General features: G+C 70.5%; 20 protein-coding genes and 1 pseudogene. 3 read left to right on the top strand and 18 right to left on the bottom strand.

The window, feature by feature from the left end:
* Positions 1–17: 17 nt before the first annotated feature.
* From pstA to FR742_RS40520, 3 genes are read right to left on the bottom strand one after another with little or no spacing between them, the layout of a single operon-like run.
* Positions 18–908, bottom strand: coding sequence for a phosphate ABC transporter permease PstA (gene pstA, locus FR742_RS40530; protein ID WP_148036493.1), 891 nt, complete (start codon positions 906–908; stop codon positions 18–20).
* The gene (pstC, locus tag FR742_RS40525) at positions 908–1846 is read right to left on the bottom strand and encodes a phosphate ABC transporter permease subunit PstC (protein ID WP_148036492.1); all 939 of its coding nucleotides are present in this window, start codon (positions 1844–1846) and stop codon (positions 908–910) included. The genes pstA and pstC overlap by 1 nt, the downstream gene beginning before the upstream one ends.
* Positions 1847–2845, bottom strand: a complete 999-nt coding sequence (locus FR742_RS40520; RefSeq protein ID WP_148036491.1) for a PstS family phosphate ABC transporter substrate-binding protein — start codon at positions 2843–2845, stop codon at positions 1847–1849.
* Positions 2846–3059: 214 nt separating this feature from the next.
* On the opposite strand from FR742_RS40520, the gene FR742_RS40515 reads away from it, so the two are divergent.
* Positions 3060–3524 carry an NUDIX hydrolase gene (locus tag FR742_RS40515; RefSeq protein ID WP_261809119.1) on the top strand — a complete coding sequence of 155 codons (465 nt, stop codon included), beginning with the start codon at positions 3060–3062 and terminating at the stop codon, positions 3522–3524.
* Here the strand turns inward: FR742_RS40515 and FR742_RS40510 are convergent.
* From FR742_RS40510 to FR742_RS46265, 8 genes and pseudogenes are all read right to left on the bottom strand, one after another.
* Positions 3499–4992, bottom strand: a complete 1494-nt coding sequence (locus FR742_RS40510; protein ID WP_148036489.1) for a hypothetical protein — start codon at positions 4990–4992, stop codon at positions 3499–3501. The two genes, FR742_RS40515 and FR742_RS40510, sit on opposite strands and share 26 nt — an antisense overlap.
* Positions 4993–5021: 29 nt before the next feature.
* Positions 5022–5873, bottom strand: a complete 852-nt coding sequence (gene htpX, locus FR742_RS40505) for a zinc metalloprotease HtpX (RefSeq protein ID WP_148036488.1) — start codon at positions 5871–5873, stop codon at positions 5022–5024.
* Positions 5874–5978: 105 nt separating this feature from the next.
* On the bottom strand, positions 5979–7535 hold the full coding sequence (locus tag FR742_RS40500) for an NADH-quinone oxidoreductase subunit N (RefSeq protein ID WP_148036487.1): 1557 nt from the start codon (positions 7533–7535) through the stop codon (positions 5979–5981).
* Complete coding sequence (locus FR742_RS40495; RefSeq protein ID WP_261809045.1) at positions 7532–9184, bottom strand: NuoM family protein; 1653 nt, start codon at positions 9182–9184, stop codon at positions 7532–7534. The genes FR742_RS40500 and FR742_RS40495 overlap by 4 nt, the downstream gene beginning before the upstream one ends.
* Positions 9185–9224: 40 nt before the next feature.
* Positions 9225–11099 carry an NADH-quinone oxidoreductase subunit L gene (locus tag FR742_RS40490; protein ID WP_148036486.1) on the bottom strand — a complete coding sequence of 625 codons (1875 nt, stop codon included), beginning with the start codon at positions 11097–11099 and terminating at the stop codon, positions 9225–9227.
* Positions 11100–11401: 302 nt separating this feature from the next.
* Positions 11402–11683: pseudogene (gene nuoK / locus FR742_RS40485) on the bottom strand (NADH-quinone oxidoreductase subunit NuoK); the annotation flags it as partial.
* The gene (locus FR742_RS40480; RefSeq protein WP_148036485.1) at positions 11683–12330 is read right to left on the bottom strand and encodes an NADH-quinone oxidoreductase subunit J; all 648 of its coding nucleotides are present in this window, start codon (positions 12328–12330) and stop codon (positions 11683–11685) included. The pseudogene nuoK and the gene FR742_RS40480, both read right to left, overlap by 1 nt.
* Complete coding sequence (locus FR742_RS46265) at positions 12330–13430, bottom strand: 4Fe-4S binding protein (protein WP_396990782.1); 1101 nt, start codon at positions 13428–13430, stop codon at positions 12330–12332. Before FR742_RS46265 ends, FR742_RS40480 begins: the two co-directional genes overlap by 1 nt.
* Positions 13431–13638: 208 nt before the next feature.
* On the opposite strand from FR742_RS46265, the gene FR742_RS40470 reads away from it, so the two are divergent.
* A complete protein-coding gene (locus FR742_RS40470) occupies positions 13639–14841 on the top strand; it encodes a serine/threonine-protein kinase (RefSeq protein WP_148036484.1) in 1203 nt (400 codons plus the stop codon).
* A 26-nt stretch (positions 14842–14867) separates the two neighbouring features.
* On the opposite strand, the gene FR742_RS40465 is transcribed toward FR742_RS40470, so the two are convergent.
* Positions 14868–15362, bottom strand: coding sequence for a nuclear transport factor 2 family protein (locus tag FR742_RS40465; RefSeq protein ID WP_148036483.1), 495 nt, complete (start codon positions 15360–15362; stop codon positions 14868–14870).
* A gap of 83 nt (positions 15363–15445) precedes the next feature.
* A complete protein-coding gene (locus FR742_RS40460; protein WP_148036482.1) occupies positions 15446–16249 on the bottom strand; it encodes an SDR family NAD(P)-dependent oxidoreductase in 804 nt (267 codons plus the stop codon).
* Between the two features lie 55 nt (positions 16250–16304).
* Here FR742_RS40460 and FR742_RS40455 point away from each other — a divergent pair, with 55 nt between their 5' ends.
* Positions 16305–16949, top strand: coding sequence for a TetR/AcrR family transcriptional regulator (locus tag FR742_RS40455; protein ID WP_148036481.1), 645 nt, complete (start codon positions 16305–16307; stop codon positions 16947–16949).
* A 17-nt stretch (positions 16950–16966) separates the two neighbouring features.
* Here the strand turns inward: FR742_RS40455 and FR742_RS40450 are convergent, their stop codons facing one another.
* The 5 genes from FR742_RS40450 to FR742_RS40430 all read right to left on the bottom strand — a co-directional run bounded on the left by FR742_RS40450 (position 16967) and on the right by FR742_RS40430 (position 20898).
* Positions 16967–17728, bottom strand: a complete 762-nt coding sequence (locus tag FR742_RS40450) for a GNAT family N-acetyltransferase (protein ID WP_148036480.1) — start codon at positions 17726–17728, stop codon at positions 16967–16969.
* A 180-nt stretch (positions 17729–17908) separates the two neighbouring features.
* On the bottom strand, positions 17909–18859 hold the full coding sequence (locus tag FR742_RS40445; RefSeq protein WP_148036479.1) for a hypothetical protein: 951 nt from the start codon (positions 18857–18859) through the stop codon (positions 17909–17911).
* A 56-nt stretch (positions 18860–18915) separates the two neighbouring features.
* Entirely contained in the window at positions 18916–19857 is a 942-nt protein-coding gene (gene nuoH / locus FR742_RS40440) for an NADH-quinone oxidoreductase subunit NuoH (protein ID WP_148036478.1), read from the bottom strand.
* Positions 19850–20392 (bottom strand): NADH-quinone oxidoreductase subunit C, encoded by a 543-nt coding sequence (locus FR742_RS40435; protein ID WP_148036477.1) that lies wholly within the window; start codon positions 20390–20392, stop codon positions 19850–19852. Before FR742_RS40435 ends, nuoH begins: the two co-directional genes overlap by 8 nt.
* Positions 20389–20898, bottom strand: coding sequence for an NADH-quinone oxidoreductase subunit B (locus FR742_RS40430; RefSeq protein ID WP_219546954.1), 510 nt, complete (start codon positions 20896–20898; stop codon positions 20389–20391). The genes FR742_RS40435 and FR742_RS40430 overlap by 4 nt, the downstream gene beginning before the upstream one ends.
* Between the last annotated feature and the right edge of the window lie 53 nt (positions 20899–20951).

Below are 20951 nucleotides of genomic sequence, written 5' to 3'. Positions count from 1 at the left end.
CGCTCATGTTTCTTCCCTCACCAGCGCTTCTGGTAGCGGTTACGAAGCCAGATGGCGGCGGAGTTCATCAGCAGCAGGATCGCGAGGAGGATCACGATCGCCGCGGCGGCCAGGTAGTGGAACCCTTCGCGCGACTGGGAGATCCAGTTGAAGATCTGGATCGGCAGGACCGTGTAGCTGGCGAAGACGCCGTCCGGGTTGAAGCGGATGAAGGACACCGCGCCCAGCATCAGCAGCGGGGCCGCCTCGCCGATCGCCCGGGAGAGCGCCAGGATGGAGCCGGTGGCGATGCCGGGGATCGCCGCGGGCAGCACCTGGCGGGAGATCGTCTGCCACTGCGTCGCGCCCAGGGCGAGCGAGCCTTCACGGATGGACGGCGGGACCGCGCGGATCGCCTCGCGCGAGGCGATGATCACGACGGGGAGCACCAGCAGGCCCAGCGTGATCGACGCGGTGATGACGCTGAATCCCAGGGCCAGGGCGCGGGCGATGATGCCGAGCCCCAGGATGCCGTAGACGATCGACGGCACCGAGGCGAGGTTCTGGATGTTCAGCTCGATGACCCGGTTCCACCAGCGGGACTTGTCCGCGTACTCCTCCAGGTAGATCGCGGCCGCGATGCCCGTGGGAATGGTGAAGAGCGCGGTCAGCGAGATCACCCAGAGCGTGCCGGTGATGGCGGACTGCGCGCCGGCGATCTCGGGGTCGCGGATCGACGGCATGTTCTCCCACAGCCGGGAGTCGAGCCTCGGCCAGCCTTCGACGAGCACGTAGGTGAGCAGCGCGGCCAGGAAGATGAACGCGATCGCCAGGCTGGAGATCAGGGCGATCCTGAACAGGTGCTCCCGGACCGGCTGCCCCTTGCCCGCCAGCTGCACGGCCGAGCGCGGGGTGGAGAGGACGGCCATTATTCGTACACCTCACGGAACTTGCGCACCAGGCGGGCGCTGACGAGGTTCATCAGGAACGTCATCACGAACAGCAGCGAGCCCACCGCGAAGATCGTGTTGTAGTCGACGGTGCCGACCGGCACGTCACCCGATCCCGCCTGGGCGATGAACGCGGCCATGGTCTGCATCGCCTTGCCGATGTCGAGGGTGAAGTTCGGCTGACCGCCACCCGCCATGTAGACGATCATCGTTTCGCCGGCGCCCCGCGAGATCGCGAGGATGACGGCCGCCACGATGCCGGAGAAGGCCGCGGGCAGCACCACCCGGAGCGAGGTGACCATCTTGGAGGCGCCGAGCGCGTACGAGCCCTCGCGCAGCCCGGCCGGGACGGCGGCCATCGCGTCCTCGGAGAGCGAGGCGACGATCGGGATGATCATGAACCCGACCACGAGCCCCGCGCTCAGCGCGTTGAAGATCTCGATCTCGAACGGCAGGATGCCCCGCAGCAGCGGGGTGATGAAGCTCAGCGCGAAGAACCCGAAGACCACGGTCGGGATGCCGGCCAGCACCTCGAGCGCGGGCTTGCAGAACTTCCTGACGCGCGGCCTGGCGTACTCGGACAGGTAGATGGCGGCGGCCAGCCCCAGCGGCACGGCCACCACCACCGCGATCCCCGTCGTGATGAGCGTCGCGCTCACCAGGGGCAGCACGCCGTAGGTCGGAGGCTCGAACAGCGGCCCCCAGTTGGTGGAGGTGAAGAACTCCAGCGCGCTGACTTCGGTGAAGAACCGGAGAGTCGGCTCCAGCAGCGACACCACGATGCCGATCGTGGTCGCGATGGACACGAGGGCGGCCAGCATGAGGACCGCCTTGATGAGCGCCTCGCCGTAACGCGGGCGCGACCGCGCCAGGGACGAGGGTGCCCCTGACGCGGTCGCTGAGTGTCGCGCGGCCATCTAGCCCTGCTTCAGAGTGTCGAGGTCACTCTTGAGCTTGGCCTCCTGCTCGGAGTTGAGCGGGATGTACTTGGCGTCCGTCGCGATCTTGGCGATGTTGGCGACGTAGAAGTCGAGGAAGGCCGCGACCTCGGGGCGCTTGGCGGACTCGACCGACGGGTAGAGGAACAGCGGCCGCGCCAGCGGGGTGTAGGTGCCGTTCTGGGCGTTCTCGGAGCTCGGCGCGACGCAGCCGTCGCCGGAGTCGATCTCGACGGCCTTCAGCTTGTCGGCGTTCTCCTCGAAGTAGGTGAAGCCGAAGTAGCCCAGCCCGCCCTTGGTGCCGGTGACGCCCTGGACGATGATGTTGTCGTCCTCGCTGGGGCTGTAGTCCTTGCGGCTGGCGCCTTCCTCACCGTTGATCTCGTCGGTGAAGTAGTCGAAGGTGCCGGAGTCGGTGCCCGGGCCGAACAGCTTCAGCGGCTCGTCGGGGAACTTGGCGTCGACCTGCTTCCAGCTGGTGATCTTGCCCTCGGCGCCCGGCTCCCACATCTTCTTGAGCTGGTCGGTGGTGAGGCAGCTCGCCCAGGTGTTCTCCTTGTTCACCACGACGGTGAGGGCGTCGGTGGCGACCGTGAGCTCCGCGTACTTGACGCCCTTGGCGTCGCAGGCGGCCTTCTCCTCGTCCTTGATCGGGCGGGAGCCGTTGGAGATGTCGGTCTCGCCGTTGCAGAACTTCTCGAAGCCGCCGCCCGTGCCGGAGGTGCCGACGGTCACGTTGATCTTGGGCTGCTCCTCGGCGAAGAACTCGGCCGCCGCGCTGGTCAGCGGCGCCACCGTGCTGGAGCCGTCCGCCTTGACCTGGCCGGACAGTTCGCCGCCCGCTGCCTGGCTGGCGTTCGCGCTCGCGGTTCCTTCACCGGCGGGCGGAGTGGTGTTGGTGCCGCCACATGCGGCGGAAAGGGCCACGACGATGGCGGCCGTCGCCGCCGCGCTGAGGCGGCGCTGTCCACTGGTCACGGTGTGCGTCCTTCTCCGTATGAGATCCGTAGTCGATGCACTTCGATAGAACCGGTCCAAAGTGAACAGACGGAGAACAGGCCATGACCACAACCGGAAAGCGTGTATCGAAGCGCGTGAACCCTTGGCCAGAGATACACGCTCACCTGGGCGTCATCCCGGGTTCATTGCCCCTTCATGGCCCTGACCCGGCGTAAGCTTCATAGACGTGACGATGATCCCCCTGCGCCGTTACACCGCGCGCGCCCTGCCGATCGACGATCTGGGCCGCGTCCTGCTGCTCAACGGGTTCGACCCGGTCCGCCCCGACCAGCCGTTCTGGTTCACGATCGGCGGCGCGGTGGAGGGCGAGGAGAGCCTGCGGGAGGCCGCCGCGCGGGAGCTGTTCGAGGAGGTCGGCATCCGGGCGCCGGCCGACGCGTTCACCGGGCCCTACGGCACCGGCACCATCGAGTTCTCCTGGGCCCATTACGCGATCGTCCAGGACCAGACGTTCTTCGCCGTGCGCGTCGGGCGGGCGGCGGTGTCGTTCGAGCACATGGAGCAGATCGAGAAGGACACCACGATCGGCCACCGCTGGTGGGGCGTCGAGGAGCTGGAGACGACCGACGAGGTGATCTTCCCGGCGGACATGGCGGCGATCCTGCGCGCGATCACGTCGGGCGCAGCACCCGCGTAGCGCCCGCGATCAGCGCCGTCGCCAGGATCCACCCCGCCACGACCAGCCCGTACGCGAGAGCCTGCGTCCAGCCGGCCGGGTCGAACATGTCCCGCTGCCCGAACGCCGACCACGGCAGCAGCAGGTCGAAGGTGTAGGCGAACGGGTCGAAGCCGGGGGCCTCGTCCGGCTTGACGGCCCGCGGCGGGTTCATCCCGAACACGACCGTGCCGATCACCAGCAGGATCCCGAACCACACCGCCGCCAGCCAGGGGCGGTAACCGTAGCCGACGGTGAAGTCGAGCAGCCGCCCCCACAGCCGGCCGCCCAGCCCTTCCGTGCGCCGCCGGTTGCGCAGCTTGGCGAGCTGGGCGCGGCGGGCCAGCGCCTCGTTGCCGTCACGGCGGTACCACGCCACGAGCTGTTCGTACGGTTGCGGCCGGAATCCTTCCGGGTCGCGGCTCACCCAGTCGATCCGCCGGGCGACGCCGCTGCCGCGCAGCCGCTCGTACGTCAGGCCGTTCAGGCGCAGCCTCTCCGGCCAGGTGTCGGGCGAGTCCTGCAGCGTCCCGACGGTCGAGTGGGCCAGCGTCACCACGCCGTCGATCGGCTCGTCCGGTTTGAGGTAGAACTCGCGGACCTCCATGTGGCTCGCGTGCAGCGCGTACGGGGTGTCGGGGCTGCGGATGACGCCCCTGATCGCGAGCAGGCCGTTCACCCGTGACCCGCGCAGCCGCACGCAGCCCAGCGACAGGAAGTCGCCGGTGCACCGGAGCGCTTCCTCGACGACCATGCCGTCGGCGTCGAGCGCGAGCCTGCCCGGGTTGCGGAGCTTCGCCCCCGTCAGGGAGAGCCCGCCGTTCAGCCGGGCGCCGGCCAGCCGCGTCATGCCGGTGATGTCGGCGTTGCCGAGGTAGGCGACCGAGTCGACGATCATGGCGGTGCCCTGCAGCGCCGGCTCGGTCTCGTGAGGGTGCTCCACCTTGGTGCCGGCGAGCCACAGGCCGGTCGCGAACTGGGCGCGCATCACCTGCACCGGCCCGGTGACGTGCGAGCCCGACAGGCTCAGGTGCCCCTCGACCCGCATGCCGACGCCGCCGAACGACGGCAGCCGGCAGTCGGTCAGCCGTACGGTGCGCGTCCGGCAGTCGGTGAGCCTGACCGGCCCTTCCAGGTGGCAGCCGCTGAGCACCAGCTCGTGCTCGACCGTGCCGCCGAAGATCTGCAGGGCGCCGGTGATCCTGGCGCCGCTGACGCGCACCGCAGGGACCGCGCCGGCGCCCGCCTCACGGGCGCCGAGCAGCAGCTTCGCGATCACTTCCGCCCGGACGGTGCGCTCGGGCCCCCACGTGTCGCCGTCCTTGGGCGCGTTCACCCCCGCGGTACGGGTCGCGCCCGGCTTGACGTCGGCGAACTCCACCATCTCCCCGGTCGGGAAGGCGTTCCACACTCTTCGCTCGGCCTTGGTCAAGCGTAAAGATCGCGCCATGCCGTCGATTCTCGCCCTTCCGTGTCCGGTCAGCGCCGGTAGCCGGCCATCCGCTCCAGCCTGGCCACGCGCTCGGAGGTGGGCGGGTGCGTGGAGAACAGGCGGCCCAGACCGGCGCCGCTGAACGGGTTGGCGATCATCATGTGGGAGGCGGAGGTGAGGCGGCTGTTCTCCGGCAGCGGCAGCCGCCGCGCGCCCATCTCGATCTTGCGCAGGGCCGAGGCGAGCGCCAGCGGATCACCGGTCAGCATGGCCCCGGACTCGTCCGCCTGGTATTCGCGGGTACGGGAGATCGCCATCTGGATCATCCCGGCGGCGACCGGGCCGAGCAGCATCATGAGCAGCGCCCCCAGGAAGCCGGGGCCCTCGTCGTCGTCGGATCCACCGAAGAACACCGCCACGTAACTGATCCAGGTGATCATCGTGGCGAGCGCCCCGGCCACCGAGGAGACGAGGATGTCGCGGTTGTACACGTGGGACAGCTCGTGCCCGATGACGCCGCGCAGCTCGCGCTCGTTCAGGAGCTGGGTCAGCCCGTACGTGACGCACACCGCGGCCTGGCGAGGGCTGCGACCCGTGGCGAACGCGTTCGGCTGCACCGTCGGCGAGATGTAGAGGCGAGGCATCGGCTGGCGGGCCTCGGTGGAGAGCTCGCGCACGATCCGGAAGAGCGTGGGCTGCTCGACCTCGCTGACCGGCCGCGCGCGCATCGCCGACAGCGCGATGCGATCGGAGAAGAAGTAGGCGAAGCCGTTCGTCGCGAGAGCGAGCAGGAACGCGATCTGCAGACCGGTGCCGCCACCCAACCACCAGCCCAAGGCGATGATCGACGCGGACAGGCCCCCGAGCAGGAGCGCGGTGCGCAGACCGTTGTGGTGCAAGGTTCCCCCCTTCGTGGTCCGGGTGCAACCAGTACAACGACGATCCCCTGCCCCAACGTTCCCCGCAGTGCACAAGCCTGGGCGTAGAGCGACGATTCGTACGGACTACTCCGACAGAAGGGTCAGATCGAGCACGAGCTGGGGCGCCACCGAGAACAGCACCGCCGCCGCCACCGCGAGACCCGTCGCCGCCCACACCGCCGGGAACACCCGGCGCGCGGCGGGCGCCGGGCCCGGCTCGGGGGCGAACAGCCGGGCCGCCCAGACGACGTAGTAGTAGAGCCCGATCACCGTGTTGACCGCCATGACCACGGCCAGCCAGGCGGCCCCGCCGTGGACGATCTCCCGGAACACCACCACCTTGGCGAACAGCCCCGCCAGCCCCGGCGGCAGCCCGGCCAGGCAGATCAGGCAGAACGCCAGCGCCAGCCCCGCCGCCGGCCGGCGGAACACCAGGCCCCGGTAGTCGGCCAGCTCGTTGCGGGCGGCGGTCCGCGAGACGAGCATGACCACCGCGAACGCGCCCAGGTTCATCGCCGCGTAGATGACCAGGTAGGCCACGGACGCCCCGACCGCGCTCGCCCCCCAGCTCCGGGCCCCGGAACCCTGGAACGCCACGGCCAGCGGCGCCAGGATGTAGCCCGACTGCGCCACCGACGACCAGGCCAGCAGCCGTACGGCGGAGCGCTGCCGCATCGCCAGCAGGTTGCCCGCCGTCATGGTGAGCGCCGCGACGATGGCGACGACCGGGGTCCAGGTGGCCGCCTGCCCGGGCATGGCGAGGACCAGGACGAGGATGAGCCCGGCGAACCCGGCCGCCTTGGAGATCACCGAGAGCAGCGCCGCCACCGGGATGGGCGCGCCCTGGTAGACGTCGGCGGCCCAGGCGTGGAACGGCACTGCCGCGATCTTGAAGGCGAAGCCCGCCACGACGAGCACGATCCCGACCGTCACCACCCCCGGCAGCCCGTGCTCCGCCGCCACGAGCGACGCCGAGCCCTCCGGCCAGCCGGGAGCCGGGGCCGTGCCGCTGAGCACCTCAGCCAGCCGGGACAGGAACACCGTGCCGCCGACCCCGTACAGCAGGGACACCCCGAACAGCATCACGGCTGTCGAGACCACCGACACGACGAAGAGCTTGACCGCGGCCTCGGAGGCGCAGCCGTCGTACCGCTTCAGCGCGGTCAGCGCGAAGACGGGGAGCGACACCAGCTCCAGCGCCACCACCAGCATGATCAGGTCGCGGGCGGCGGGCAGCGTCACCGCGCCGACCAGCGTGCAGAGCAGCAGGAAGTACCACTCCCCGACCGGGATGCCGCCGCCGGCCAGCTCGGTCATCGACATCAGCACGATCACCACGGCCGCCACCAGGACGAGCCCGGCGATCACCAGCGTGAACCGGTCCACGACGAACGAGCAGAGCCCCGGGTCGCCGTCACTGAGCCGCTCGGGCACGCAGAACGTCGGCATGGTCCGGCCCGTGAACGCCTGCGCCGCCACGAAGCCCAGCGCCACCATGACGCCGCCGAGCGTGACGGCCCCGAGCCCGGCCGTGACCCTCGGCCCGGCGGGAAGGAAGGCGTCGAGCAGCAGCACCAGCCCGGCGACCAGCGCCAGGGTCAGCGGCGCGGCAATCGCGAAGTAGTCGATCTGCTGGATCATGGCAGGGCTCCCAGCAGGATCTGCACGGCCGGTGTGGTGAGGGAGAGCAGCAGGCCAGGCCAGAGCCCGAACAGCAGGATGAGCCCGATCAACGGCACCCAGGCGACGAGCTCGTGCCGCCGGATGTCGGCCATCCCCGGGGGTCCCGCGGCGGCGGGCAACGCATGAACCGGCCGCTCGTCCGGCGCTTCCGGAAGCGGATGCACCAGCCGCTCGTCCCGCGCTTCCGGAAGCGGCACGCCGACCGGCACCGCCCCGCCGGCGGCCTCGGGGGCGCCGTGGGTGACGCGGGAGAGCATCACCAGGAAGTACGCCGCCGTCAGCACGGCGCCCAGGCCGCCGATGACCATGAAGATGAGGAACAGCCCGCGGGGCAGCGACTCGGCCGGTTGGAAGGCGCCGAACAGCGCCAGCATCTCCCCCCAGAACCCGGCCAGCCCCGGCAGCCCCAGCGACGCGATGGCGGCGAACGTGAGGACGGCGCCCAGACGCGGCAGCGTGGCCAGCATGCCGCCGCCCAGCGAGGGGATGTCGGCCGTGTGGTAGCGGTCCTTGATCGCCCCGGCCAGGAAGAACAGCAGGCCGGTGATCAGACCGTGGGCGATGTTCGCGAACAGGGCGCCGTTGATGCCCGTGGGCGTGAGGGTGGCGAAGCCCAGCAGCACGAAACCCATGTGACCCACCGACGAGTAGGCGATCATCCGCTTCAGGTCGCGCTGCGCCAGGCAGGCCAGGGCGCCGTAGACGATGCCGACCACGGCGAGCGCCCCCAGCCACGGCGCGACGGCCGCCGCACCCTCGGGCAGGACCGGGATAGCGATCCTGGCGAAGCCGTAGGTGCCCATCTTCAGCAGCACCCCGGCCAGCAGGACGGACCCGACCGTGGGCGCCTCGGTGTGGGCGTCGGGCAGCCAGGTGTGCAGCGGCCACATCGGCGTCTTGACCGCGAGTCCGAGCCCCACCGCCACGAACGCCACCACCTGCACCGCCCTGCTCATGCCCGCCCCGTGGCCCTGGGCCAGGGCGACGATGTCGAGCGTGCCCGCCTGCGCCCAGATGAGCAGCAGGCCGAGAAGCATCACGACGGACCCGAGCAGCGTGTAGAGGATGAACTTGATCGCCGCCGCCCTGCGCCTCTCGCCGCCCCAGATGGCGATCAGGAAGTACATCGGCACGAGCACGATCTCGAAGAACACGAAGAACAGCAGCAGGTCGAGGGCGAGGAACGTACCGATCATGCCGACTTCGAGCACCAGCAGCGTGAACACCAGCGCCCTCGGCCGCGCACCGCCCGCCCTGGGACGCAGGAGCTGGCCCGGCCCAGCTCCGTCGCCCCAGCCGAGGTAGGCGAAACAGAGAAACGTCAGCAGGGCCGTCAGCGCGACCAACGGCAGCGAGATGCCGTCCACGCCGAGCTGGAAGCGGAGGTCGAGCCCGGGAATCCACGCCGCGTCCACGGTGAACTGCGGCCGCGCCGCCTGCCCGTAGTCGAACGTGGCGACCATCACCACGGCCAGGCCCAGCGTCACACCGGACACCGCCATGCCGTACACGCGCAGCACCGGACGCAACGCATCGGCCGCGACCAGAAGCAGCAGCGCCCCCAGCAGCGGCACCGCGACCATCCCGACGGAAAGCCAGCCGCTCATGCGAACACCACCGCCCTCACCACGCCAAGCGGCCAGCCGCTCATGCCAACACCACCGCCCCCACCGCGATCAGGAGGACCCCCGCCAGCAGGCCGCTCAGGTAGAGCTGGACGTTGCCGTTCTGGGCTAGTCGCAGCAGGCCGGAGAGCCCGCGCGCGGCACGGCCCGAGCCGCGCACCGCCCCGTCGACCACCACGTCGTCGGTCCGCAGAACCCCTCTGGCCAGGGCCAGCACCGGTCTGACCACGACCGCCGAGTAGAGGCCGTCGACGTAGAACGCCCGCTCACATGGCACCCGCAGCACCCCCAGCAGCCGGGCAGGGTCGGCCAGCGGATCGGCGCGCCAGGCGACGTACACCACGCCCGCGCCGAGCAGCGCGAGGGCCACGCTGACGACCGCGACCGGCAGGTCGAGATGCGGCTCGGCGGCGAACCCGAGCAGCAGGGCCGGGACCGCGAGGAGCGCGACCGGCACCAGCATGGTGCGGGGGCCCTCGCGGGTGTCGATGACGTGCGCGGTGCCGGGCTCGGGCTCCGGCAGCGCGACCGTCCGCGGCGGGCCGAAGAACGTGCGCAGCCAGGCTCTGGTGGCGTACGCGCCGGTGACCGCGACGGTCGCGAGCGCGCACCCGTACAGAAGGAGGGCGGCGGCGTCCGTGAGACCGCCAGCCAGCGCGCCCTCCATGGCCACGAGCAGCGCGTCCTTGCTGAAGAAGCCGCTGGACGGAGGCAGGCCCATGAGGGCGGCGAAGCCCACCGTGGTCGCGGCGAACGTGACGGGCAGGTCGCGCCGGAGCCCGCCCATCTGGCTCATCAGGTTGGCGCCGACGTGGTGGATCACCAGGCCGGCGCAGAGGAACAGCAGCGCCTTGAACGCGCCGTGCGTGACCAGATGGAAGATCGCGGCAGTATCGGACCCCGCGGCGAGGCCGCCCGCCATGTAGGCGAGCTGGCTGACCGTCGAGTACGCCAGGACACGTTTGAGATCGTCCTGGGCGAGCGCGGCCAGAGCGGCCCCGAGCATGCCGAGCGCGGCCATGACCGCGAGCACGTCCATCGTGGGCGCCGCGGCGGTGAAGGCGGGGAACAGCCGGGCGACGATGAAGATGCCGGCGGCGACCATGGTCGCGGCGTGGATCAGCGCGCTGATCGGCGTCGGGCCTGCCATCGCGTCGGGCAGCCAGGTGTGCAGCGGCACCTGCGCGCTCTTGCCCGCGACCCCGGCGAGCAGCAGCAGCGTGGCGGCCACCAGCGTGCCCGAGGACATCTGGGGCACGGCGGCGAGCACGTCGGCGATGCGGAAGCTGCCCGCGCCGATGCCCAGCACGAAGATGCCGAACAGGAAGCCGACGTCGCCCAGCCGGGTCACCAGGAACGCCTTGATGGCGGCGCGGGAGTTGCCCAGGTCTTCCCACCAGTGGCCGATGAGCAGGTAGGAGCAGAGGCCCATGATCTCCCAGCCCACGTAGAGGACCAGGAGGTCGCCCGCGTACACCACGAGCAGCATGGCCGCGGTGAACAGGCTGACGAAGGCGCTGTAGGACGGGTAGCGGGGGTCGTCTCTGAGGTATCCGATCGAGTAGACCTGGACGGCCAGCGCCACGAGCGTGACCAGCACGCCGAGCAGTGCGGACAGGTCGTCGGCCTGCAGGGTGAGCGAGATCGGGACGCTGCCGGTCACGATGGCGCCGTAGGTGGCGCCCACCGGCGCCGGCCGCGGCCCGCCCTCCAGGAACGCGAACCCCTGACCCCAGGCCAGCCAGACGGCGAGCACGGCGGCGCCGGCTGTCGGGATCACCGCGATCCAGGCGGCCCTGGTGTTCGCGCCCTCCGCACGTCCACGCCGGGAGAGCAACAGACCCGCGGCGGCGGCCGCGAACGGCAGGAGCACGGTCAGCAGCGGAAAGTTCGTCACGACCCGCCCCCTCGCCTGACATGTCGCCCATCCTCAGCGGACGGCCCCTGTGAGGTGGACGAGGCGTCCTCATCGGACTGCCCTTCCGGGGTGGACGAGTCGTCCTCAGCGGGCTGCCCCTCGCCTCGGCCCACGGGCGTGCTCGCGTGGGGGGCGCTGCTGGTGCCGGCACTCCGTGATGGGCTTCGGAGCGGCGCGACGCCGGCGAGGGCGGGCACGGCGTCGGCGGGTATGTGGGCGTGCGGGTCGGTGTTTCTCTCGTCTTCGGGTGCGTCGGCGGGCTCGGCCAGGTCGCGGAGGTGGTCGATGTCGACCGTCTTGCGGTTGCGGAACAGGGCCAGGACGATCGCCAGGCCGACCCCCACCTCGGCGGCGGCGATGACGATGACGAACAGGGTCAGGACTTGGCCGCTGTGGAGCCTGTCCCCCAGCCACACGTCGAACGCGACGAGGTTGAGGTTGACGGCGTTGAGCATCAGCTCGACCGACATCAGCACGAGGATCGTGTTGCGCCGGGCGAGCACGCCGTAGACGCCGATGGAGAACAGGAGCGCGGCGACAACCGCCGGGTAGACGATGTGCACTAATGACCCCCGGTCTGATCGGGCGGTGAACCGCCGGACGTCCCCGTACGGGATGGATCGTCCACAGGGTCGGCGGGCGGGGGCACGCCAGATGCGTCGGCAGGGTCGGACGCGCCGCCGCGGATGTCGGTACGGGACAGGACGATCGCGCCGATCAGAGCGGCGAGCAGCAGCACGGACAGGGCCTCGAACGGGAGCACCCACGTGCTGAAGATGCTGCCTCCCAGCTCGCTGGCGGCGCCCGCGCCGGGGGTCAACGGCGCGTAGGCGGTGCGGAAGCCGTCGATCACCACCGTCACCAGGACACCTGCCGTCGCCAACGCCACTACGGTCGCTGCAACCCGGTTGCCGCTGTCGAGATCGGTGGAGCGGCCGACCGGGGCCCGGGTCAGCATGATGCCGAACAGCAGCAGCACGATCACGGCGCCCACGTAGATGAGCACCTGCACCCACGCCACGAACTCGGCGGTGAGCACCAGGTAACAGCCCGCCAGCGCGCCGAACGCGACCACCAGCCACAGGGCCGCGTGGACGAGTTGTTTCGTCGTGACGACGAGCAGCGCCGAACCTACCGCCACTGCCCCCAGCAGCAAGAAGACGATCTCTTGTCCGGTGGGTGACAGATAGGAGGGCACCGCCTCGGTCACTATTCCTCCTCGCGCTCCTTGGGCTCTTCCGGGCCGAGCCGACCGGGCGGGCGGATGGAACGAGGATCGGCCATCCTCCGCCTTCGCGGTCTCGCGCCTGAAGTTTGCTCCCCCGAGCCAGACTCCGGCTGCGATCGCGCCGAGCCTGTGGACAACTCCTCCCCCGACTCCCCGCCTGTGGACAGCTCCGATCCAGACGTCCCCTCTGTGGACGACGCCTGGTCAGGCTCTCCGGCTGTGGACGACGTCTGGTCGGACTCTCCGGCTGTGGATGGCGTCGGGCCTCCACCCGCCGACGGTGTCTCGGTGGGCGCACCGGATGTGGCGGAAGGCCTGTTGCCATGGTCCGTCGTGGAAGTCGCCGGAGGCGCGGAACCTGCGCCGGGCGAGGCGTCCGCGCCTTCGGTCTGCGTCGGGCCTTCTGTTCGCGGCGCGCCTTCCGCGCTGCGCCCCTCTCCGTGGGGCCCTTCCGCGCGGGACCCTTCCGCGTGAGGCCTTTCCGTGGGCGGTGCTTCCGACGCCGGAAGGGCTTCCGTCGGTGTCGTGCGGGCCTCCGGCTTGCGCGGGGTTTCCGCCGGACCCGTGGACGTACCCGGACCTGTGGACGTACGAGAAGGGCGGGAGGGCGCGGCCGGTTCGGCACCTCGGGCGCGGGCGGGGCGGCGGGGCGCGGCCGAGAGCTCCTTGGGCAGGTCGGCGCCGGAGTCGTGGGGCGGTGGCGGCGGGACCGTGGGAACCCAGGTGGCCAGCTTGTCCTTCTCATGGAGAAGGTTGCGGATGTCGCCCTCGGCGTACTCGAACTCCGGCGACCAGAACAGCGCGTCGAACGGGCACACCTCGATGCAGATGCCGCAGTACATGCACAGGGCGAAGTCGATCGCGAACCGGTCGAGCACGTTTCGCTGGCGGGGCCGGCCGCCTTCAGGCGCGGGGATGGTCTCCTTGTGCGAGTCGATGTAGATGCACCAGTCGGGGCACTCCCGGGCACACAGCATGCACGAGGTGCAGTTCTCCTCGACCAGGGCGATGACGCCGCGACTGCGGGGCGGCAGATCGGGTTTCACCTCTGGATACTGCTGGGTCACGGATCTGCGCAGCATGCGGCGGAGGGTGATGGTCAACCCTCTCGCCAGCCCTACGCCTGGTATCCGTGCCATGGCTCAACATCATGACGCACTTGGCCTCGCGCGTGAATGCGCCAGCCTGTTGTCCCCAGGTTTTCCACAGCTATCCACAGCCCCAGGGGAAGTTATCCACAAGTAAGCCTACCGTCCGATATGTGTAGGAACACAGATGTAGTCTCTCGCCATGTCGTTGCACCATCCGAGCCGCCCGAGCGGCGGGGCCTGGGCGGCCGCGGTCGTCTGGGCGGCCCTCCCGCTGTTCTCGTGCGGCTTGGCGACGCCGTTCACGATCGGGTTCGCGGCCTTCTGGCTGAGGAGCGTCGGACAGCTCGTCGCCGCCGGCCTCTACACCGTCAACGTGGGCGTCTTCATCATCGCGATCACGATGTACGACCAGGTCGACGACATTCCCGAGCCGATGAGCACGATCGTCTCCCTCATGTTCGTCGCGGGCTGGATCGGCAGCGTGATCCACTCGGGCATCCTGGTGCCCGCCATGGCCAGGGCACGTTCCGGCCGCCCCGCGATGGCCGGGGCGCCTTCCGGCCCGCCTGGCACCTACCCTCCGCCCAACGTCCACCAGCGCACCACCACGCCCACGGCCCACCGACGCCCGGGCGAGCCCGACTGGATCGGTCACTACCGGGTGCTGCAGCCGCTCGGGCGCGGCGGGCAGGGCGCGGTCTACCTGGCGATGGCGCCCAACGGCGTGCGGGTCGCGGTCAAGGTGCTGCACGATCTGGTCGACGAGACGGCGCGGGCCAGGTTCGCCAGGGAGGTCGACGCGGCCCGGCGCGTGGCGACCTTCTCCACCGCGCGGGTGCTCGACGTGAGCATCACCGGCCAGTCCGCCTACATCGTCAGCGAGTACGTGGAAGGCCCGTCCCTTGAGCAGCTCGTGCGCCGTCACGGGCCGCGTGACGAAGACGGCCTCACCCGCCTGGCGTTGTCCACATCGGGGGCGCTGGCCGCCATCCACAAGGCGGGGGTCGTCCACCGCGACTTCAAGCCGAGCAACGTGCTGATCGGCCACGACGGGCCCCGGGTGATCGACTTCGGCATCGCGCGGGCGCTCGACCAGGTGACGGTGACCTCGGGCAAGATGGTCGGCACCCCCGCCTACATGTCGCCGGAGCAGTTATCCGGCACTCCGGTGGGCCCGCCGTCCGACGTGTTCAGCTGGGCGGTGACGATGATGTTCGCGGCCACCGGACGCCCCGCGTTCGGGGAGGACACCGTGCCCGCGATCTTCAATCGCGTGCTCACGTTCCACCCCGACCTGTCACCGCTGCCGCAGTCGCTGCGCGGCGTCGTCGGCGTCTGCCTCGCCAAACGCCCGGAAGACCGCCCGTCGGCGTCGGACGTGATGCTGGCCATCGTCCACTGACCAGCGCGCACGCGCCGGAGCCCGGGTCACGTATCGGTGTCTCGGCAGGCGTCGGCGATGGCGCCGGGGTCCCAGTAGAACGGGCGGCACTCGACCATGCGTCCGTTCTTGACGGTGATCAGTTGCATGATCGAGGTGTCGACTTCCCGGCCGGTGGCACGGGCGCGAAAGCGCACCCGGTTACGCACGACCAGAGTGTTCTTGTCGCCCCAATGCTCCTGCTCCAAGAACTCCATCGATTCCCAGACCTCGCTGAAGCGGGCGAGAAACCGTTCCATGCCGTCGTGGCCGCGCCACGTTCCGGTGCCGGTGAAGGGCAGCCCGGGCGCTTGGTGCAAGACCACCTCTGGATCCAGGAGGGCGGCGACATCCTCGTAGCTCGCTTGACCGAATCCACCTGCGGCCACGTACGCGGCCTCGGCCGCATAGAACCTTTCCATCACCGTCCAGGCGTCGACCGGCGACCGCTCTTCCGCGCTCGATCCGCCGGCCCGATCCGTTGCCAAGTCCGCTGTGCTCATGGCGCCAGCATCACCGGCTGAGGCAGGTGTCCGCTGGCGGTCATCAGACTTCCAAACAACCGGCGCGGTGCGGGTGGAGGAGGTCAGGCGGTGAAAGGGGACACCAGGTCGCGGATGGCGGCGTCGAGGCGGCGGGCCGCGGCCGGGTCGGTGGTGAGGGTGGTGGGCTTGCCTCGGACGTACGCCGAGAGCGGGGCAGCCGGGGGGTTGTCGATGAGCGCTGTCATCGGGCGGATGGCCTTCGACACCGGCTGGGCGAACAGGGCGGCAGCGACCCTGACGAGGCCGCGTACCGGCTGGCGGAAGGGTTCGAAGAGGCCGGTCGCGACGAAGAGCGGGTTGTAGAGCACGTACCGGACGGGGTCGGCGGCGTAGGCGATGGCGAGCAGTTCGGCCGCGCGGGCGCCCTGCATCGTGGCCTTGAACGGGCGGTAGCCGCGTTCGAGTTGCAGGTCGTCCCAGTGGATCCGGCCGGCTTTGACGCCGCCGACGCCGCACAGGTCGAGGATCATCGGAGCGGGCGCGTTCTCCAGGGCGGGGCGCAGGGCGCGGGACATCAGCCAGCGGTTGACCACGTACAGGGCGAAGGTGCGTTCGAAGCCCTCGTCGGTCTCGGTCCTGGACGGGTGATAGCGGAAGGCCGCCAGCACCAACGCGTCGATCGCCGGGTGCGTGGAGCGGAGGTGGGCGGTCAGCTCGTTCGTCTGCTTGACGGAGCTGAGGTCGGCTTGGACGAAGCGCGCTTCCGGGGCTTCCCGGCGGAGGCGGTCGCCGCCTGACGGGCTGCTGCTGATGGCGATGACCTGGTCACCACGCTCACTGTGGTGGCGGGCCAGGGCGAGGCCGATGCCGTTCGTGCCGCCGGTGATGACGAGGGTTCGGGCCATAAGTTGAGGACCTCCTCAAGTTGAGAGTGCCCTCAAGATAGCTAGGGTGGGTGGTATGCGCAAGGACGCCCTGCACAACCGCGAACGCCTGCTGGAGGCGGCCCGGCAGCTTTTCGCCGACCGGGGGCTTGAGGTGCCGCTGGAGGAGATCGCCCGACGGGCGGAGGTCAGCATCGGGACGCTCTACAACCGCTTCCCCAGCCGGGATGACCTGGTGGAGGCGGTGTTCGCGGACCGGGTGGCGGCGGTGCGCGAGCTGGCGGAGCGGTCGCTGGCGGCGGACGACGCGTGGGAGGGGTTCGTCGCCTTCTTGACCGGGGTGTGCGAGTTGCAGTCGGTGGACCTCGGCTACAACGATCTCGCCGTGCGGAGCGTGGGGGCGGACACCCGCGAGGGGGACGCGTTGATGCGGCGGATCGTGGCGCGGGCCCAGGAGGCCAGGATGTTGCGGCCGGATGTGACGCTGGAGGACATGGCGTTCGTGATCTGGGGGGTGGCGGGCACGGTACGGGCGACCTTCCGGACCGCGCCCGGGGCGTGGCGCCGGCACCTGGCCCTGACCCTCGACGGCCTGCGCGCGGGCGCGGCCCATCCCCTGCCCGTCCCGCCGATGACCACGGCCCAGACCGAGAAGGCACTGGGCGGCTGCGATCAGGGCGCCTCGGCTCAAGGAACTCGGGGGCGCCAACGCGGTGGTTAGGGCGAGCGGCCTGGTGGTCAGGGCTGGTACGTGTACGGGGTCGTGGTGGTGAGGGGGTGGAAGCCGAGGCGTTCGAGGATCGGGCGGCTGTCGGCTGAGGCGTCCACCTGGAGGTAGCGGTAGCCGCGGGTGGCGGCGATGCGGGCGCGGGAGGCGACCAGGGCCCGGTAGAGGCCGCGGCCGCGCCAGCCGGGGACGGTGCCGCCGCTCCACAGGCCGGCGAACCCCGTACCGGGATAAAGCTCCATACGGGCGGCGCTGACCGGTTCGTCCCCGGCCATGACCACGAACGCCACCAAGGTGTCCGCGGCGAGCTGGGCCCGCAGCGCGGCGGCGAGGTCGGAAGAGGTGCCGAACGCCTGGTCGTGCACCGACATCATGAGGTCCACGTCGGCATCCGTGGCGACCGGACGAAGGCTGACACCGTCGGGAAGCGCGACCTCCGTGTCCAGGTCGGAGATCTCGGCGACCATCAGGGTCTCCTCCTCGCCGGGGACGAACCCGGCTTTCAGGAGACGGAACGGCAGGTCCGAGGGCCGGTCGTAGGCATAGAGCTTCCACTCGAACCCGCGCCCCAGCGAGGTGAAGGACGGGACCTGGGCGGCGATCTCGGCGTCGGCCGTGGCGTCGTCGAGGTCCGACCAGATGACGCAGTCCCAGCCGTCGCCGAGGTAGCGGATCACCCGGCCCACGTGTTCGACACGGTCGCCGGGGGTGAGGGGCCGGGCATCGCGCCTCAACCCGCGGTCGAACGCGGCCAGCGCCTCGTCACGGTTCATGCCGCCAGCTCAGCACCACGGCAGGGGAAGGCGCAACGAGGTTTCCGCGGGCCGCCGCGCCATCCGCGATGGAGCGCGACGCGTCCCGGCCGCCAGAGAGCACGGTCGTAGAAGCCGTAACCGCACATCCCGCCAAGGCAGGGGACATGGTCACGAGAGCCGTAACCGCACATCCCATGGTCACGGGGAGCCGTGGCTGGACGTCCTGACCAGGTCGATGTACTCCTCGCGGCTGAGCCGGAGCACCGACAGGTCCAGGTCGTTGCTGGCGGCGAGGCGGCGCAGGTCCTCGGGGGACCAGGGGCCGGGGATGTGGTGCAGGGGGCGACCGGCGTGGTTCAGGATGAACAGGCCGGACCGGTCCTCGTACTGGTAGGCGAGCAGGCCGGCCGCCCGCCCGGGCGCTCTGCCGATCTCCAGCGGGGCGAGCTCCTCCCCGATGTTGTGGATCACCAGCTCCTTCGAGGCCCCGATCACCAGGTTGGGGCCGTCCAGCGGGCCGGCGCGCATGCCCTTGCTCGCTTCGTACCGGCGCCAGCGGGCCTTGATCGGGCGTAACACCAGCAGCAGCGGGCTGAACGCGACCACCAGCCACTTCACCTCGACCAGGTCGATGAGCACCCGGCCGACCACCGACAGCCCGCGCCAGGCCGCCCAGGCGCCGACCGAGACCAAATACACCATCACCGCCAGCCCCACCGCCCCGGCCGCGTAGATCAGCGGCAGCCGCCACCGCGACGGCTTCGGCGGGGGCACGCCGAGAACCCGCCGCCACCCGGGGGCGCGGCCGGACAGCCGGGCGCGTACCCGCTTCGAGGACTCGAACCGGCAGCCGTCGACCGGCACGCCGGCCTCGGCGGCGAAGCCGGTCACCTGTTCCTCGGGCCAGAAGCCGGGCAGGTCCAGCAGGACCAGGCCGTCGCGGTCGAGCGCGGCCAGGCCGGTCACCCGTGGCCCGTCAACCCCGGCCTGCCGCCGGTCGTAGTGGTAGCGGTAGAGCATGGCGGGTCGCACCCGTACGGAATCGTCGCAGGCGGTGGCCACCAGCATCGGGCCGTCCCACGTCAGGACCGTTTCCGGGACCGGGCCGCCGCCGACAGCCGGGCCGGTCGGAGTCAAGCGGTACGTCATCGAACCCCCTCGAAAAGGGCCCCGTACGGTCAGACGAACGGAGGGCACCGGGAGTTTCAGATCAGAACTTGGACGACCCCGGTGATGGCGAGCTGGAGGAGCGCCAGCGGCACCAGGACGGCCCAGGCGAGCTTCTGCAACTGGTCCTCACGGAAGCGCGGGAAGGTCACGCGCAGCCAGATGACGACGAAGGCCAGCGCGAACACCTTGACCAGGGTCCACAGCCAGCCGGGCAGCAGCGGCCCCTGCCAGCCGCCGAGGAAGAGCACGCTGGTCAGGAGCGACAGGACGACGATGCCGGCGTACTCCGACAGCATGAACAGGGCGAAACGCATGCCGGTGTATTCAGTCATCGGGCCCATGATGATCTCGGACTCGGCGATCGGCATGTCGAACGGCGGCCGGCGCAGCTCGGCCAGCCCGGCGACGAAGAACACCACGCCGCCGATCGCCTGCCACGGCAGCCACCACCACTGCCACGCCTCGACGATGCCGGGCAGCGACAGCGTGCCCGCCGCCATCGCGACGGAGGAGGCGGCCAGCACCAGCGGCAGCTCGTACGCGACGAGCTGGGCGGCCGCCCGCATGCCGCCGAGCATCGAGTACTTGTTGGCCGACGCCCAGCCGGCCATGATCGCGCCGAGCACGCCGACGCCCATGACCGCGAGCACGAAGAACAGCCCTAAGTCGAGGTCGACGCCGACGAACCCGTCGTCGAGGGGGATGGCGATCAGCACCACCAGGTAGGGCACCAGCGCCACGCCGGGGGCGATCATGAAGACGCGCCGGTCGGCGGCGGCCGGGATCACGTCCTCCTTCTGCATGAACTTGACGCCGTCGGCGATGAGCTGCGCCCACCCGTGGAAGCCGCCGGCGTACATGGGCCCGAGGCGGGACTGCATGTGAGCCATGACCTTGTGCTCGGTCTGCCCGACGACCAGCGGCAGGGCGAGGAAGACGACCAGGATCACGGCGAAGTGCAGCACCACGTCAAGCATCGGGTGACCCCCAGTCGGCCGGCACGCCCGGCGGCAGCGTCTTGCGGCGGCTCGGCGCGCCGTGGCCGGACTCGCCGGGCTCCTTGGCCCCCGGCCACTGCTTGGCGACGCGGGCGGCCAGGATGAAGTCCTTGCGCAGCGGGTGGCCCTCGAACCCGTCGGGCAGCAGCAGCGGCACCAGGTTCGGGTGGCCTTCGAAGATCACGCCGAACATCTCGTACGTCTCGCGCTCGTGCCAGTCGGCGCCCCGGTAGACGCCGACGGCGCTGGGCAGGCGCGGGTCGTCGCGCGGCACGGCGGTGCGCAGCAGCAGGCGCTCGCGGGTGTCGGGGTTGTAGACGTGCGCGACCACCTGGAACGCGTCCGGTGGCTCGTCCACGCCGGTCAGCCAGTCGAAGAAGGCGTAACCCAGCCCGTCGCGGACGTGGGTGAGCAGCTCGATCCAGTCGCCGGGGGCGACGTCGACGACGGTGTCGCCGAAGGAGTCGGTGACCTCGGCGCGGCCGTCGAGCGGCCCGGCGGCGAAGCCGGTCACGACTCCTCCCCTTGCGAACGCGACCAGAGGTAGCGGTCGCCGAGCTTCTCTCCGGCGATCTTCTCCTGCAGCTTCGTGATGCCGTAGAGCAGCGCCTCGGGGCGGGGCGGGCAGCCGGGCACGTAGACGTCGACGGGCACGATCTGGTCGACGCCGTTGGTGACGCAGTAGGAGTCCCAGTAGGGGCCGCCGGTGTTGGAGCAGGCGCCGAACGAGATGACGTACTTCGGGTCGGGCATCTGCTCGTAGAGGCGCTTCACGGCCGGGGCCATCTTGTCGGTGACCGTACCGGAGACGATCATCAGGTCGGCCTGGCGCGGCCCGTTGGCGAACGGTATGACGCCGAACCTGATGAAGTCGTGGCGGCTCATCGAGGTGGCGATGAACTCGATCGCGCAGCAGGCGAGCCCGAAGTTGAACACCCACAGGGAGTAGCGGCGGCCCCAGTTGAGCACGAACCGCATGGGCTTGGGCGCGAGCCGCGAGACCGGCCCCACCGTGGGCATCGGGAGATCCGTCGCTGCCATACAGCCATTGTTGCGCGGATCAGAGGCGAGAG

It is taken from the genome of Nonomuraea sp. C10 (assembly GCF_008017515.1).
Classification (GTDB): Bacteria; Actinomycetota; Actinomycetes; order Streptosporangiales; family Streptosporangiaceae; genus Nonomuraea; species Nonomuraea ferruginea.
The sequence above is the reverse complement of the archived record's forward strand: the minus strand, read 5'-3'. Positions and strand labels throughout refer to the sequence as shown.

Coding starts and splice junctions, on each gene's coding strand:
- FR742_RS40510 (WP_148036489.1), bottom strand. CDS start 4,992: ATGGCGCGATCTTTACGCTTGACCAAGGCCGAGCGAAGAGTGTGGAAC.
- FR742_RS40450 (WP_148036480.1), bottom strand. CDS start 17,728: ATGAACCGTGACGAGGCGCTGGCCGCGTTCGACCGCGGGTTGAGGCGC.
- FR742_RS40430 (WP_219546954.1), bottom strand. CDS start 20,898: ATGCCCACGGTGGGGCCGGTCTCGCGGCTCGCGCCCAAGCCCATGCGG.
- FR742_RS40470 (WP_148036484.1), top strand. CDS start 13,639: ATGTCGTTGCACCATCCGAGCCGCCCGAGCGGCGGGGCCTGGGCGGCC.
- FR742_RS40455 (WP_148036481.1), top strand. CDS start 16,305: ATGCGCAAGGACGCCCTGCACAACCGCGAACGCCTGCTGGAGGCGGCC.
- FR742_RS46265 (WP_396990782.1), bottom strand. CDS start 13,430: ATGCTGCGCAGATCCGTGACCCAGCAGTATCCAGAGGTGAAACCCGAT.
- pstC (WP_148036492.1), bottom strand. CDS start 1,846: ATGGCCGCGCGACACTCAGCGACCGCGTCAGGGGCACCCTCGTCCCTG.
- FR742_RS40515 (WP_261809119.1), top strand. CDS start 3,060: ATGATCCCCCTGCGCCGTTACACCGCGCGCGCCCTGCCGATCGACGAT.
- FR742_RS40500 (WP_148036487.1), bottom strand. CDS start 7,535: ATGATCCAGCAGATCGACTACTTCGCGATTGCCGCGCCGCTGACCCTG.
- FR742_RS40445 (WP_148036479.1), bottom strand. CDS start 18,859: ATGACGTACCGCTTGACTCCGACCGGCCCGGCTGTCGGCGGCGGCCCG.
- nuoH (WP_148036478.1), bottom strand. CDS start 19,857: ATGCTTGACGTGGTGCTGCACTTCGCCGTGATCCTGGTCGTCTTCCTC.
- FR742_RS40465 (WP_148036483.1), bottom strand. CDS start 15,362: ATGAGCACAGCGGACTTGGCAACGGATCGGGCCGGCGGATCGAGCGCG.
- pstA (WP_148036493.1), bottom strand. CDS start 908: ATGGCCGTCCTCTCCACCCCGCGCTCGGCCGTGCAGCTGGCGGGCAAG.
- FR742_RS40460 (WP_148036482.1), bottom strand. CDS start 16,249: ATGGCCCGAACCCTCGTCATCACCGGCGGCACGAACGGCATCGGCCTC.
- FR742_RS40495 (WP_261809045.1), bottom strand. CDS start 9,184: ATGAGCGGCTGGCTTTCCGTCGGGATGGTCGCGGTGCCGCTGCTGGGG.